Source organism: Citrobacter sp. Cf125 (assembly GCF_030333935.1).
GTDB classification, from domain to species: domain Bacteria; phylum Pseudomonadota; class Gammaproteobacteria; order Enterobacterales; family Enterobacteriaceae; genus Citrobacter; species Citrobacter freundii.
The window spans coordinates 28,410-40,027 of record NZ_JAOWEY010000003.1 but is presented as its reverse complement, the minus strand read 5'-3'; the positions used below and the strand labels follow the sequence as shown (position 1 = coordinate 40,027).

The following is an 11,618-nucleotide window of genomic DNA, read 5'->3' as shown; positions in this document are numbered from 1 at the left end:
TTACCGTGGGGCGAGTTTCTTGATGAGGCTGGTTTTATGCAACGCTCCGCGACATTCCTTCTTTTTAGTTTGCTGATGCTGACCACCGTATCGGCGCAGGCGGATATTATCGATGACGCCATTGGTAATATTCAGCAGGCGATAAACGACGCATACAAACCGGACAACGGGCGGGATTATGATGATTCCCGTGATGAAAGCTGGCAGCGCCAGATGAGTGACGACCGGCGCAGGCAATATGATAATCGCCGCCGCCAGTTTGAAGATCGACGTCGCCAACTGGATGACCGTCAGCGCCAGCTTGATCAAGAACGGCGTCAGTTAGAAGACGAAGAACGCAGAATGGAAGAAGATTACGATCGTTAACTGTAACTATCTAAATGTAAGAATATTTTATCCCCTGTAAGGGATTTCGCTGTCAGCTCAACATCTCGCCATTTTATGTTAATGCATGCACTTGAGCACAGTGCATGTATGCATTGCAATCTCTCTATGCTTATGGAAAAGTCGCCTGACTGTCGTCTTGTCGGCCGGATAAGATGTTTTCATCGCATCCGGCAAATTTCCTTACTCCAGCATAATCTCCATACCGTCATATCCTGCCTCAAACCCTGCGGGAAGCTGGTTTTCCATCATCCACAGGTCGAACTGATGGCTGATATGCGTCAGGATCACCCGTGGACAGCGGATAATGTCGTTCAACGCGATAACGGTATTTAAATCACAGTGATTGCGCGGTGGCTCGGCGCGCGGGGCATGGCTGCAGTCGATGATAATCACCTGGGGTTGGTTATTGTGGAGAAACTTCAGCGTCTTGTCGGGAAGTCCGGCGGTATCGGAGAGCCACGCCACGCGGCTATGTGCGGTCTCCAGCAGATAACCAAACGTCAGCTTTGAATGGTTGAGCGGTAGCGGCGTGACCTGCAATCCTTGCAGGTCAAACACTACGAATGGCGCGACGGTATGGCTAAAATCGAGGATGCCGGGATGCTTAAACAGATCGTCGCAACCCTGTTCATCCGGCGGTCCGTACACCGGGATAGTCGCCCCCACGCCCCAGCGCAGCGGAAACAGCCCCTGCACGTGATCCATATGATAGTGGGTCAGCAGAAACTGCTGGAAGCTGCCCGCTGGCCAGTCGTCCATCAGATGCGGGATCCCCGCGTCCAGCAGCGTCACCGCATTGTTGAATTTGACCACCCCGCTACAAGGGCGTCGACGATATTGCGCCTGTAAGCGTGCTCGTTGGCAGGCCGCACAGTCGCAGCCAAATGTCGGCACCAGCTGTGCGCCGCCCGTTCCCGTTAGCGTAATGGTCAGACTCATGGCTCCCCCTACAGCGGTTTGGTGAAGCGAAAATGGCTCATGGTATAGCCTTCGCGCTGGTAAAAACGGTGTGCGTCAAGGCGTTGGGTGCTGGTGGAAAGCTCGGTGACTTCTGCGCCCGCTTCGCGTGCGGCGGCTTCGGCCCAGGCCAGTAGCTGGCTGCCAACCCTTAACCCTCGCGCCTGCGGCATCACCACCAGTTCCTGGATTTCGCCAATCCAGTTGGCGTGGTGCAGATGAAACTGCAGGTGTAGACCGATCAAGCCGACGACCTGTCCGTCGATCAGTGCCAACTGGTAGTGCATATTGGCATCTTGCAGATTAGCGGCGTAACCCGCGCTAAAAGCCTGCAGGTCAAATTGACCCTGTTTCAACTCGCAGATGAGCGCGTAAACCGCATCGGTATCGTAGAGCGTGGCGCGGCGTAATTCACAGACAGACATGTTTCTTCTCCTTGCGTCCCATCAGTGCGAGCAGTGTATCGACAGACTGTAGCAAACTACCATCGTTATTCAGGACGTGGCAGTCATACGGGGCGTAGCGGGCTGCGCGTTCAAGACGGGCGGCGATTTCCGTTTCGCTCTCCCGCCCACGAGCCTGCAGGCGCTGGCGGAGAATTGCCGGAGAAACCTGTAAGCAAATGGGAAGCAAAGAAGCGCCATAACGGGCCTGCGCCTGGGGCAGATGCGCACGCGAGCCGTTGACCACCACATCAAAACCAGCGTGCAGCCAGAGGTCTATCTCCACGCCGACGCCGTAGTAGAAGCCGTTGGCGTGCCAGCTCAGCGCCAGCAGATTCTGCCCGGCGCGGGTAAAAAACTCTGGTTCACTTAGCGCAATATGATTTTCATTCCCGGCGTTGGCGGCACGGGTGATGTAGCGATGCGCCACCAGCAGTTGCGCCGGTTCCTGCTGGCGCAATTCTGCCAGCAGACTGTCCTTACCGGAGCCGGACGGCCCCATCAGCCAGATCAGTTTACCCATAGTCAGAATACCCTTTTGCCCTGACGCCAGACGTGGTCGATATGGATGTTGCCGCCTTTGCGATGCGCCAGCACCAGATCCGCGCGTTTACCTTCGGCAATAACGCCGCGATCGTCGAGATTTAAGGCCCGCGCCGGATTGCGGGTCACCAGACGAATAGCCTGCGACAGCGTAAAGCGGTTAGCGTCGTCATCCGCTACGCGAAATGCCGCATCGAGCAGGCTGGCGGGGTAGTAGTCGGAGGAGAGAATATCCAGCAGCCCCAGCTCAGCCAGCCTATGTGCCGCCACGTTGCCGGAGTGAGAACCGCCGCGCACGATGTTAGGTGCGCCCATCAGCACGTTCATGCCATGCTGGCGTGAGGCATCGGCGGCTTCGAAAGTTGTGGGAAATTCGGCGATCACGCTGCCAAGTTGATGCGATTCGAGCACATGATCGCAGGTGGCATCGTCATGGCTCGCCAGCGCAATCTGGCGCTCACGGCACATCTGGGCAATCGCCGTGCGGTTGGGCTGTGACCAACGCGCAGCCAGCGCTAACTGTTCTTCTTCATAACGGGCCATCTGCTCGTCGGTGAGCGAATACTTGCCCTGATAATACTCGCGGTACTTCTCACGATTGGCGAACTGACGCTGGCCGGGGGAATGATCCATCAGCGACACCAGCGTCACCGGCTCACGACCAACCAGTTTTTCAAACAGCGGCAGGGTAGTGTGATGCGGCAGCTCGCAGCGCAGGTGCAGGCGGTGCTCGGCGCGATTGACCCCACGCTTTTGCGTCTCTTCCACCGCGTTGATCATCTTCTCCAGATTTTCCAGACGGTCACCACCGTCGCGCACATCGCCAATCGCCACTGCGTCCAGCACGGTGGTAATGCCGCTGGCGACCATTAGCGCGTCGTGGCTGCTCATTGCCGAGTGGGCAGGCCAGTCTACCTTCGGGCGCGGGGTAAAAAATTTGTCGAGATTATCGGTATGCAGCTCGATAAGCCCTGGCAGCAGCCAGCCGCCTTCGCCGTCCAGCGCCTCAGGTAGGCTGCTCGGACTTTCAGCAAAGGCGCGAATGACCCCGCCCTCGATTTCCAGCGATCCTTGCACCACGTCATCTTCCAGTACCAGCTTTACATTATTGATAATCATGCTGTTGTTCCCATCAGATGCAGACGATCCGCTACGCGGTCGCGCACGGTTTGATCGTGAAAAATACCGACAATTGCTGCGCCGCGGGCTTTTGCTTCTTCAATCAATGCGACGACGGCGGCGCTATTTTTGGCGTCCAGCGAGGCGGTGGGTTCATCGAGCAGCAGAATCGGGTAATCGACGATAAACCCGCGGGCGATGTTGACGCGCTGCTGTTCGCCGCCGGAGAAGGTCGACGGTGCCAAATGCCACAGCCGCTCCGGCACGTTCAGGCGGGTAAGCAGGTTAGCCGCTTTGGCTGCACACTCCTCACGGGAGACACCCAGATCCAGCAGCGGTTGCATCACCACATCCAGCGCGGAAATCCTCGGGATTACGCGCAGGAACTGGCTTACCCAGCCGATGGTTGAACGGCGAACTTCCAACACTTTGCGCGCCGGGGCCTGCACCAGATCGACCCACTCATCGCTGTGGCGAATGTGGATGTGTCCTTCATCCGGCAGATAGTTGGCGTACAGCGATCGCAGCAGCGTGGACTTGCCGCTACCCGAGTGACCGTGCAGCACCACGCATTCGCCATTTTTCACTTCCAGCGTGGCGTTTTGCAGCACCGGCAGACGCACGCCGTTTTGCTGATGCAGGACAAAGGTTTTACTGACATTTTCAACGCGGATCATTTGAGCCTCATGGTTCTTATTGCCGGATGGTGCTGTGCTTATCCGGCCTACAAAAAGCGCCCCGTAAGCTGCCATCCGGCATCCGATGTTTAATTTTGCAAAACGGACGACACCAACAACTGGGTGTACGGATGGTGCGGGTCGTCGAGCACGCGGTCGGTTAACCCACTTTCCACCACCTGACCCTGCTTCATCACCAGCAAACGGTCTGCCAGCAGACGCGCCACACCCAAATCGTGGGTGACAATGACCACTGCAAGATCCAGTTCCACCACCAGGCCGCGCAGCAGGTCCAGCAGTTTGGCCTGTACCGAAACGTCCAGCCCGCCGGTGGGTTCGTCCATAAACATCAGTTTGGGATGAGTGACGAGGTTGCGGGCGATCTGCAGGCGCTGCTGCATACCGCCGGAAAAAGTGGTTGGCAGGTCGTCGATACGCGAGGCGGGGATCTCCACCTCCTCCAGCCAGCGCTGCGCGGTGGCGCGGATGTCGCCGTAGTGACGCGCGCCAGTGGCCATCAGGCGTTCGCCGATATTGCCGCCGGCGGAGACCTGACGGCGCAGGCCATCCAGCGGATGCTGATGCACCACGCCCCATTCGGTGCGCAGCAGACGGCGACGGTCGGCTTCGTTCATGCCGTACAGCGAACGGTTCTGATACAAAATCTCACCGCTCTGCGGCGTCAGCCGTGAAGAGATCGATTTCAGCAGCGTGGTTTTGCCAGAACCGGACTCGCCGACGATACCCAGCACTTCGCCTGGCCACAGGTCAAAAGAGACATCGCTGAAGCCCTTGCCCGGCGCGTAGAGATGGGTCAGGTTGTTGACTGAAAGCAGCGGTTGCGTCATTTGCTGAGGGCCTCGCTCTGTTGGCGGCAGTAATCGGTGTCGGAGCAGACAAACATGCGTTTGCCGCTGTCATCGAGCACCACTTCATCGAGATAGCTGTGGGTTGAGCCGCAGATGGCACAAGGTTCATCCCAGCTCTGCACGGTAAACGGGTGATCGTCGAAATCGAGGCTTTCCACGCGAGTGTAAGGTGGAACGGCATAGATACGTTTTTCGCGGCCTGCGCCAAACAGTTGCAGGGCCGGCATCATGTCCATCTTCGGATTGTCGAATTTCGGGATGGGCGACGGGTCCATGACGTAGCGGTCGTTGACCTTCACCGGATAGGCGTAAGTGGTGGCGATATGACCAAAGCGGGCGATATCTTCATACAGTTTCACCTGCATGATGCCGTACTCTTCCAGCGCGTGCATGGTGCGAGTTTCCGTTTCACGCGGTTCGATAAAGCGTAGCGGCTCGGGGATCGGTACCTGGAAGATGATTATTTGACCTTCCACCAGCGGCGTCTCCGGGATGCGGTGGCGGGTCTGGATCAGCGTCGCATCTTCCGTACGCTCAGTGGTATTCACTCCGGTCACACGCTTGAAGAAATTTCGAATCGATACGGCGTTAGTGGTGTCGTCCGCGCCCTGGTCAATCACTTTCAGCACGTCCGGCTCGCCAATCACGCTGGCGGTAAGTTGAATGCCGCCGGTTCCCCATCCGTATGGCATCGGCATTTCACGTCCGCCAAACGGTACCTGGTAACCAGGGATCGCTACCGCTTTCAGAATTGCGCGGCGGATCATGCGTTTGGTCTGCTCATCAAGATAGGCAAAGTTGTAGCCGGAGAGGTTAGTGGTCACGGGTGGCCTCCTGTTGCAGGCGTTTGAGCAGTTCCAGTTCGGCCTGGAAATCGACGTAATGGGGAAGTTTGAGGTGCGAAACAAAACCCGCCGCCTCGACGTTATCCGCATGCGCCAGCACGAACTCTTCGTCCTGCGCCGGTCCTGTGACCGTTTCATCGTATTCGGCTGCCTGTAGGGCGCGGTCCACCAGCGCCATCGCCATCGCTTTACGTTCGCTCATACCGAACACCAGCCCGTAGCCGCGGGTAAAATGGGGGGATTCATTTTCTGGCGCGACAAATCCGTTGACCATTTCACATTCCGTCATCAGCAGTTCGCCGACGTTCACCGCAAATCCCAGCTCTTCCGGTACGGTTTCCAGTGCCACATAGCCGCTACGGATTTCGGCGGCAAACGGGTGGTTGCGCCCGTAGCCGCGCTGGGTGGAGTAGGCCAGCGCCAGCAAATATCCCTCGTCACCACGCATCAGCTGTTGCAGACGTGAAGCGCGTGAGCAGGGGTAAACCGGCGGCGTGCGGGTGATGTCGTCGGGTGTTGCGCCATCATCCTCTTCACGTTTAGCCAGGCCCTGGTTCGCCAGCAGGGAAAAGACGTGCGGGGAGGCATCTTGTTCGCTCTCAGCGGTGCGCAGCGGCGGCGCTTCACCGTTCGCCAGCAGGGTAAAATCCAGCAGACGATGGGTATAGTCATAGGTTGGACCCAACAGCTGCCCGCCGGGAATATCCTTGTAGACCGCGGAGATTCTGCGCTCAAGGCGCATTTCTGCGCTGTTAACCGGTTCGCTGACAGCGACCTTTGCCAGCGTAGTGCGGTAGGCGCGGAGCAAAAAGATGGCCTCGACGTTATCGCCGCTGGCCTGTTTGAGCGCCAGCGCAGCCAGTTCGCGGTCGGCGATGCCGCCTTCGGTCATCACCCGATCAACGGCCAGGTTCATCTGCTGTTCGATTTGCGCCACGCTCAGTTCAGCAATGGTCTCATCGCCCCGGCGTCGGTTTTCCTGCAGGGCGTGGGCGTTGGCTATCGCCTTTTCGCCCCCTTTGACGGCGACGTACATCAGCACACCTCCACATGGGTGGTTCGCGGAATAGCCAGCAGGCGTTCGCCACAGGTGAGGATCAGATCGACCCCCAGTGGGAACGGGTGCGGGCGTTCGGTGAGTTCGTGAATCAGGCATTCCGGCAGCTGTGGCGCGATCATGCGCTCTTCGGCGATGCCCGCGCCGGTCAGACGCAGCATGCGTCCGCCGCTTAAGCCAGAGACCTGCACAATCAGCGTGGCGCTGGTTTCTGGTGCGACGGCTGAACCGGCGGAGAGGGCGTTAAGCTGTTCGCTGCTGATACGTTCGTCGGCGACGGCAAAGGCCGCCAACTGTGGTTGATCCACCAGCGGCGCGTTGGTGTGAAAACGCAGGTTCTGCCGGGCGATATCGTTATCCATCGACGGCGCCAGCCAGACCGGCGTGTCGCCATCGACCAGGGTCAGCAGCACGCTGGTGGTCGCCAGACCCAGCGGCTGCCAGCCGTGTTTCAGCTGATGCAGGGCGACGATTACGCCCGGTTCGCTCATGGCTTTCAGCAGGCGACGAAAGCTCTGCTGAGCATCCTGAACGGGTAAATTAAATGCGGTCTGTAAGGTCATGCGTTATCTCCGCGTACCAGCGTGAAGAAGTCGACCCGGCTGGCGTTAACTTCGGCACAGCGTGCGTTAATCAGCGCATCGCGTTCCGCTTCCAGCGGGGCAATTAAGGTTTCCATTAGGTTCTGGAAATGCGTTTGTTCCTGCAGTAGCGCGTCAATCACCGCGCACTGCTCGGCATGTTGTTTGTTGCGTCCCAGCAGGTAGCTGTAACCCAGCGTGCCGCTCTTCAGGCGTACCACTGCGCGGGTAAGCGTGGTGTCACCGGCAAAGAAGCGGTTACCGGTACCGCCCATACGGGCCTGGATCTGCATCAGTCCGCTTTCCGGTGCGCGGATAAGTTCATAGTCCGGCGTCAGTTTGAGCTCGTTGATGCGGGCGTTCAGGGCATCGGCATTGCTGTAAGCCAGGGCGCGCATCCAGCGCTGGCGGGTGGCGGTATCGAAATGCATTCAGTGCTCCATAGTGAATTCGATCATGTCGGCGCGGGTCAGGCTGACGGAGTATTCCGCCGCGTGTTCTTCGCCTTCACGGTGGTTCAGGGTGCGCACGCACAGCAGCGGCGCCATATTGGGGATTTCCAGCACCTTGCTCTCTTTGGCCTGCGCGCGGCGGGCGCTGATGCGCGTTTGCGTGCGCAGCAGCGTCAGACCTGATTGTTGGCGCAGATAGTCGTGCAGTGAGCCGCTGTTAAAGCCTTGCAGCAGCGGCCACAGCGTGAGGTCGGAAAAATAGTGGTCGATCTGGCACAGTGCGATCCCGTTAACCCGACGCAGGGTGCGCAGGTGAATCACGTTATCGCCCTCGTTTATGCTGAGCGCATCGGCAATGTGGCTGGAGGCCGGACGCAGCACCGCCAGCAGTTTTTCGCTGGTGGGGTGGCTGCCCTGGTCCAGCAGGTTCTGACTAAAGCGTGCCTGGGCATTAAGCGGGTAATCGAACGGGCGCATCAGCACCAGCACGCCGACTCCCTGGCGACGCTGAACCCAACCGCGTTCAACCAACTGGTCAATGGCGCGGCGCAGGGTGTGGCGGTTTACGTCAAAGCGCGCGGCAAGCTGATGCTCGGCGGGCAGATAGTCACCGCAGCGATAATGTTGACGTAGCTCCTGCTCAAGTCTCGCGGCAATTTCCTGATAACGCGTTGGATAGCTGGTCGGATGTGTAGACAAGTGCATAGCAATCAATGCCTCGCTAATCAGATAAAGTGCTTACGCAAACGCTGGGAAAGGAAATCCAACAGGCTGACGGTGACGATGATTAACACCATCAGGGCGCAGGTTTGCTGGAACTGAAAGCCGCGAATCGCTTCCCATAAGGTCACGCCAATACCACCTGCGCCCACCATGCCGACTACCGTGGCCGAGCGAACATTGGATTCAAAGCGATACAGCGAGTAGGAGATAAGTAGCGGCATGACCTGTGGCAGAACGCCGTACAGAATCTCTTCAATTTTGTTGGCTCCGGTGGCGCGAATACCTTCTACCGGACCCGGCTCAATGGCTTCTACCGCCTCGGAAAGCAGCTTGGAGAGTACCCCGGTAGTGTGGATAAACAGCGCCATCACCCCGGCGAATGGCCCTAACCCGACGGCGACCACGAACAGCATCGCGAAGACCATTTCATTGATGGCGCGGCAGGCGTCCATCAGGCGGCGCATCGGCTGGTAAATCCACCACGGCACCAGGTTATCGGCGCACATCAGGCCGAAGGGAATCGATAGCACCACGGCGAGGGCAGTCCCCCAGACGGCAATTTGCAGGGTGACGGCCATTTCACCGAGATAGTCTTGCCACTGGCTGAAGTCCGGTGGGAAGAAGTCGGCGGCGAAGGTTGCCATATTGCCGGAATCTTCGATCAGCGTGAGCGGAGCCATTTCGGCACCTTTCCACGAGACCACCAGTACGGCGAGCAGAATGGCCCAGCTCAGCAGCGAGAACCAGCTACGTTTGGGCGGGGCGACGGTGATGGTTTGCATGTTTAGCTCCGTGCATAGGTTATCGCCGGATGGCGGCGCAGGCGTCTTATCCGGCCTACAAAACACCGTAGGCCCGGTAAGCGAAGCGCCACCGGGCACCAGGGTTACTGCACCGCTTTGGTGACGCTGGTCATGGCGCCCAGTGCGGCTGTCAGACGGTCAAGGTCATCGAGCTGCGCTTTCAACGCCGAGGTTTTGCTGGTTTTCTCTTCCTCGTTCAGCCCTTTGTTGTCCTTCACACCCTGCATCTCTTTAAACAGTGCCAGCTGGCGAATCGGTACCAGTTGCAGATCGCTGGAGGCGCGGAACGGTGCCCATCCAAGGCGTTCCAGTACGATTTTCTGCTCCGGCGTTTTGCCGTAATTCATAAAGAAGTCGTACACCTTGTCCTTGGTGGTTTCGGAGAGGTTTTTACGCCAGACGATCGGATCGCCCGGGATCAGCGGTGACTTCCAGATCACCTTCAGCTCTTTCAGCTTTTCCGGCGCGGAAGTTTTCAGCTTGTCGAGGTTTTCGGTGTTGTTGGTGGCGACATCGACCTGCTTGTTGGCGACTGCCAGGGCGTTGGTTTCGTGTCCGGCGTTAACGGTGCGTTTGAAATCGCTCGCGGAGATGTTGTTTTTGGCAAAGACGTAGTAGCCGGGAACAAGGAAGCCTGACGTTGAGTTGGGATCGCCGTTGCCGAAGGTCAGATCCTTACGTTTGGCGATCAGATCGTTCAGGTTATTGATCGGACTGTCTTTGTTAACGATCAACACACTCCAGTAACCCGGGGATCCGTCGGCGGCGACGGTCTGGGCAAACACTTGCCCGTTAGCGCGATCCACCGCTTCCATTGCCGAGAGGTTGCCGTACCAGGCGATATCCACTTTGTTAAAGCGCATGCCCTGGATGATCCCGGCGTAGTCCGGGGCGAAGAAGGCGTTCACTTTCACGCCCAGTGATTTTTCCATGTCCTTCAGGAACGGTTCCCACTGCGGCTTCAGGTTTTGCTGTGACTCGGTCGAAATAATGCCAAAGTTCAGCGCTTTTTCTTGCTCTTCGGCATGCGCCGGGCTTAACAAGGTACTGACGCTAAACATGCTGGTGAAAGCCAGCGCGGCAACTGTCTTATAGCTCATGTCGTTTCCTTAATTAGTCATTGTTCCAGGCTATTTCACTTGCCAGCCTGAATCCGGGCAGTGCTCAAAATCCTCACGTACTGCGTGTACGCTCCGGTTTTTCCGCGCTGGCCGTCTCCAGCCTGGCTGCGCCAATAACGCCTGGTTTTTTAGAACTATGCAGCCTGCGCGTTCTGTTCGACGCGGTTCATGCTGCGGTAAAGATGGTCAAAACGATCGTTATCAAAATGCTGGCTGCTGCCATCAAAGAAGACGTTGCCCTGGCGCAGCGCGACGATGCGTTCGCAGTAGCGCAGGGCGTAATCTACCTGATGCAGCGTGACGACCACGGTGATGCCGTCGGTCTGGTTGATGTCGCGTAGGGTGTCCATCACGATGCGGGCGGATTCCGGGTCCAGTGAGGCAATCGGCTCATCGGCAAGGATCACTTTGGCCTGCTGCATCAGCGCGCGGGCGATTGCGACGCGCTGCTGTTGTCCGCCCGAAAGCGTGGAAACACGCTGGTATGCAAAATGCGCCATGCCCACGCGGGTCAGCGCCTGTAATGCACGCTGTTTCTGCTCGGCGGTAAACCAGCTAAAACAGGTACGCCAGAACGGCGTGCTGCCGAGCGCGCCAATCAGGACGTTCTCCAGCACTGTCAGGCGGTTCACCAGATTGAACTGCTGGAAGATGTAGCCGGTGTGGGCGCGGCTTTTGCGGATATCGCGCGCCAGGCGGCCTTCATGTTGAACGGTGCGGCCCAGCAGCTCGACGCGGCTACCGGGTGATTTATCACCGACGATCAAACCGCTTAAATGACGTAAAAGGGTGGATTTGCCGGAGCCGGACGGCCCAAGCAGAGCCACCATCTCACCGGAACAGATGTTCAGATCAACCGCATTGAGCGCCTGATGTTGATTGAAGGACTTGGAGAGTTTTTCGACGCGAATAATCGTTTGCATGCTGCGGCCTCCCTAAAAAAGTGGCCCCATCGTGGCGGATCAATGTGACGTTTTCGTTAAGGGATAGTTACTCGATGATGAAGAGTTGAGCGCTATTTGATGACAGTACGGGAGGGCT

General features: G+C 58.0%; 15 protein-coding genes. 1 reads left to right on the top strand and 14 read right to left on the bottom strand.

From position 1 onward, the window contains the following. Positions 1 to 36: 36 nt before the first annotated feature. On the top strand, positions 37 to 366 hold the full coding sequence (gene yjdP, locus OGV89_RS00190) for a DDRRRQL repeat protein YjdP (protein ID WP_003031807.1): 330 nt from the start codon (positions 37 to 39) through the stop codon (positions 364 to 366). Between the two features lie 201 nt (positions 367 to 567). Here yjdP and phnP read toward each other — a convergent pair whose 3' ends face one another. The 14 genes from phnP to phnC all read right to left on the bottom strand — a co-directional run bounded on the left by phnP (position 568) and on the right by phnC (position 11,500). Continuing rightward, on the bottom strand, positions 568 to 1,326 hold the full coding sequence (gene phnP / locus OGV89_RS00185) for a phosphonate metabolism protein PhnP (protein WP_003841100.1): 759 nt from the start codon (positions 1,324 to 1,326) through the stop codon (positions 568 to 570). A gap of 8 nt (positions 1,327 to 1,334) precedes the next feature. Beyond that, on the bottom strand, positions 1,335 to 1,769 hold the full coding sequence (gene phnO / locus OGV89_RS00180) for an aminoalkylphosphonate N-acetyltransferase (RefSeq protein WP_003031809.1): 435 nt from the start codon (positions 1,767 to 1,769) through the stop codon (positions 1,335 to 1,337). Further along, the gene (phnN, locus tag OGV89_RS00175; protein ID WP_003841102.1) at positions 1,756 to 2,310 is read right to left on the bottom strand and encodes a ribose 1,5-bisphosphokinase; all 555 of its coding nucleotides are present in this window, start codon (positions 2,308 to 2,310) and stop codon (positions 1,756 to 1,758) included. The genes phnO and phnN overlap by 14 nt, the downstream gene beginning before the upstream one ends. A gap of 2 nt (positions 2,311 to 2,312) precedes the next feature. Then, positions 2,313 to 3,449, bottom strand: coding sequence for an alpha-D-ribose 1-methylphosphonate 5-triphosphate diphosphatase (gene phnM, locus OGV89_RS00170; protein WP_003031811.1), 1,137 nt, complete (start codon positions 3,447 to 3,449; stop codon positions 2,313 to 2,315). Continuing rightward, positions 3,446 to 4,126 carry a phosphonate C-P lyase system protein PhnL gene (gene phnL, locus OGV89_RS00165; RefSeq protein ID WP_003841104.1) on the bottom strand — a complete coding sequence of 227 codons (681 nt, stop codon included), beginning with the start codon at positions 4,124 to 4,126 and terminating at the stop codon, positions 3,446 to 3,448. The genes phnM and phnL overlap by 4 nt, the downstream gene beginning before the upstream one ends. 89 nt (positions 4,127 to 4,215) lie before the next feature. After that, entirely contained in the window at positions 4,216 to 4,974 is a 759-nt protein-coding gene (phnK, locus tag OGV89_RS00160) for a phosphonate C-P lyase system protein PhnK (RefSeq protein ID WP_286557959.1), read from the bottom strand. After that, positions 4,971 to 5,762 (bottom strand): alpha-D-ribose 1-methylphosphonate 5-phosphate C-P-lyase PhnJ, encoded by a 792-nt coding sequence (phnJ, locus tag OGV89_RS00155; protein ID WP_231040655.1) that lies wholly within the window; start codon positions 5,760 to 5,762, stop codon positions 4,971 to 4,973. Before phnJ ends, phnK begins: the two co-directional genes overlap by 4 nt. Positions 5,763 to 5,808: 46 nt before the next feature. Continuing rightward, positions 5,809 to 6,876: a carbon-phosphorus lyase complex subunit gene (locus OGV89_RS00150; RefSeq protein WP_061549240.1), complete on the bottom strand. Its 1,068-nt coding sequence runs from the start codon at positions 6,874 to 6,876 to the stop codon at positions 5,809 to 5,811. Then, positions 6,876 to 7,460 carry a phosphonate C-P lyase system protein PhnH gene (gene phnH, locus OGV89_RS00145; RefSeq protein WP_003031824.1) on the bottom strand — a complete coding sequence of 195 codons (585 nt, stop codon included), beginning with the start codon at positions 7,458 to 7,460 and terminating at the stop codon, positions 6,876 to 6,878. The genes OGV89_RS00150 and phnH overlap by 1 nt, the downstream gene beginning before the upstream one ends. Continuing rightward, positions 7,457 to 7,909, bottom strand: coding sequence for a phosphonate C-P lyase system protein PhnG (phnG, locus tag OGV89_RS00140; protein ID WP_048241771.1), 453 nt, complete (start codon positions 7,907 to 7,909; stop codon positions 7,457 to 7,459). Before phnG ends, phnH begins: the two co-directional genes overlap by 4 nt. Further along, positions 7,910 to 8,635, bottom strand: coding sequence for a phosphonate metabolism transcriptional regulator PhnF (gene phnF, locus OGV89_RS00135; RefSeq protein WP_044702161.1), 726 nt, complete (start codon positions 8,633 to 8,635; stop codon positions 7,910 to 7,912). A 20-nt stretch (positions 8,636 to 8,655) separates the two neighbouring features. Then, entirely contained in the window at positions 8,656 to 9,435 is a 780-nt protein-coding gene (gene phnE / locus OGV89_RS00130) for a phosphonate ABC transporter, permease protein PhnE (RefSeq protein WP_003841119.1), read from the bottom strand. Positions 9,436 to 9,539: 104 nt separating this feature from the next. After that, entirely contained in the window at positions 9,540 to 10,556 is a 1,017-nt protein-coding gene (phnD, locus tag OGV89_RS00125) for a phosphonate ABC transporter substrate-binding protein (RefSeq protein ID WP_003841122.1), read from the bottom strand. Between the two features lie 155 nt (positions 10,557 to 10,711). Then, positions 10,712 to 11,500, bottom strand: coding sequence for a phosphonate ABC transporter ATP-binding protein (gene phnC / locus OGV89_RS00120; RefSeq protein WP_003841124.1), 789 nt, complete (start codon positions 11,498 to 11,500; stop codon positions 10,712 to 10,714). Positions 11,501 to 11,618: the final 118 nt, after the last annotated feature.

Bases quoted from the DNA above. Each gene is read 5' to 3' on its own strand.
- yjdP (WP_003031807.1), top strand. From the start codon at position 37: ATGCAACGCTCCGCGACATTCCTTCTTTTTAGTTTGCTGATGCTGACC.
- phnP (WP_003841100.1), bottom strand. From the start codon at position 1,326: ATGAGTCTGACCATTACGCTAACGGGAACGGGCGGCGCACAGCTGGTG.
- phnO (WP_003031809.1), bottom strand. From the start codon at position 1,769: ATGTCTGTCTGTGAATTACGCCGCGCCACGCTCTACGATACCGATGCG.
- phnN (WP_003841102.1), bottom strand. From the start codon at position 2,310: ATGGGTAAACTGATCTGGCTGATGGGGCCGTCCGGCTCCGGTAAGGAC.
- phnM (WP_003031811.1), bottom strand. From the start codon at position 3,449: ATGATTATCAATAATGTAAAGCTGGTACTGGAAGATGACGTGGTGCAA.
- phnL (WP_003841104.1), bottom strand. From the start codon at position 4,126: ATGATCCGCGTTGAAAATGTCAGTAAAACCTTTGTCCTGCATCAGCAA.
- phnK (WP_286557959.1), bottom strand. From the start codon at position 4,974: ATGACGCAACCGCTGCTTTCAGTCAACAACCTGACCCATCTCTACGCG.
- phnJ (WP_231040655.1), bottom strand. From the start codon at position 5,762: ATGATCCGCCGCGCAATTCTGAAAGCGGTAGCGATCCCTGGTTACCAG.
- OGV89_RS00150 (WP_061549240.1), bottom strand. From the start codon at position 6,876: ATGTACGTCGCCGTCAAAGGGGGCGAAAAGGCGATAGCCAACGCCCAC.
- phnH (WP_003031824.1), bottom strand. From the start codon at position 7,460: ATGACCTTACAGACCGCATTTAATTTACCCGTTCAGGATGCTCAGCAG.
- phnG (WP_048241771.1), bottom strand. From the start codon at position 7,909: ATGCATTTCGATACCGCCACCCGCCAGCGCTGGATGCGCGCCCTGGCT.
- phnF (WP_044702161.1), bottom strand. From the start codon at position 8,635: ATGCACTTGTCTACACATCCGACCAGCTATCCAACGCGTTATCAGGAA.
- phnE (WP_003841119.1), bottom strand. From the start codon at position 9,435: ATGCAAACCATCACCGTCGCCCCGCCCAAACGTAGCTGGTTCTCGCTG.
- phnD (WP_003841122.1), bottom strand. From the start codon at position 10,556: ATGAGCTATAAGACAGTTGCCGCGCTGGCTTTCACCAGCATGTTTAGC.
- phnC (WP_003841124.1), bottom strand. From the start codon at position 11,500: ATGCAAACGATTATTCGCGTCGAAAAACTCTCCAAGTCCTTCAATCAA.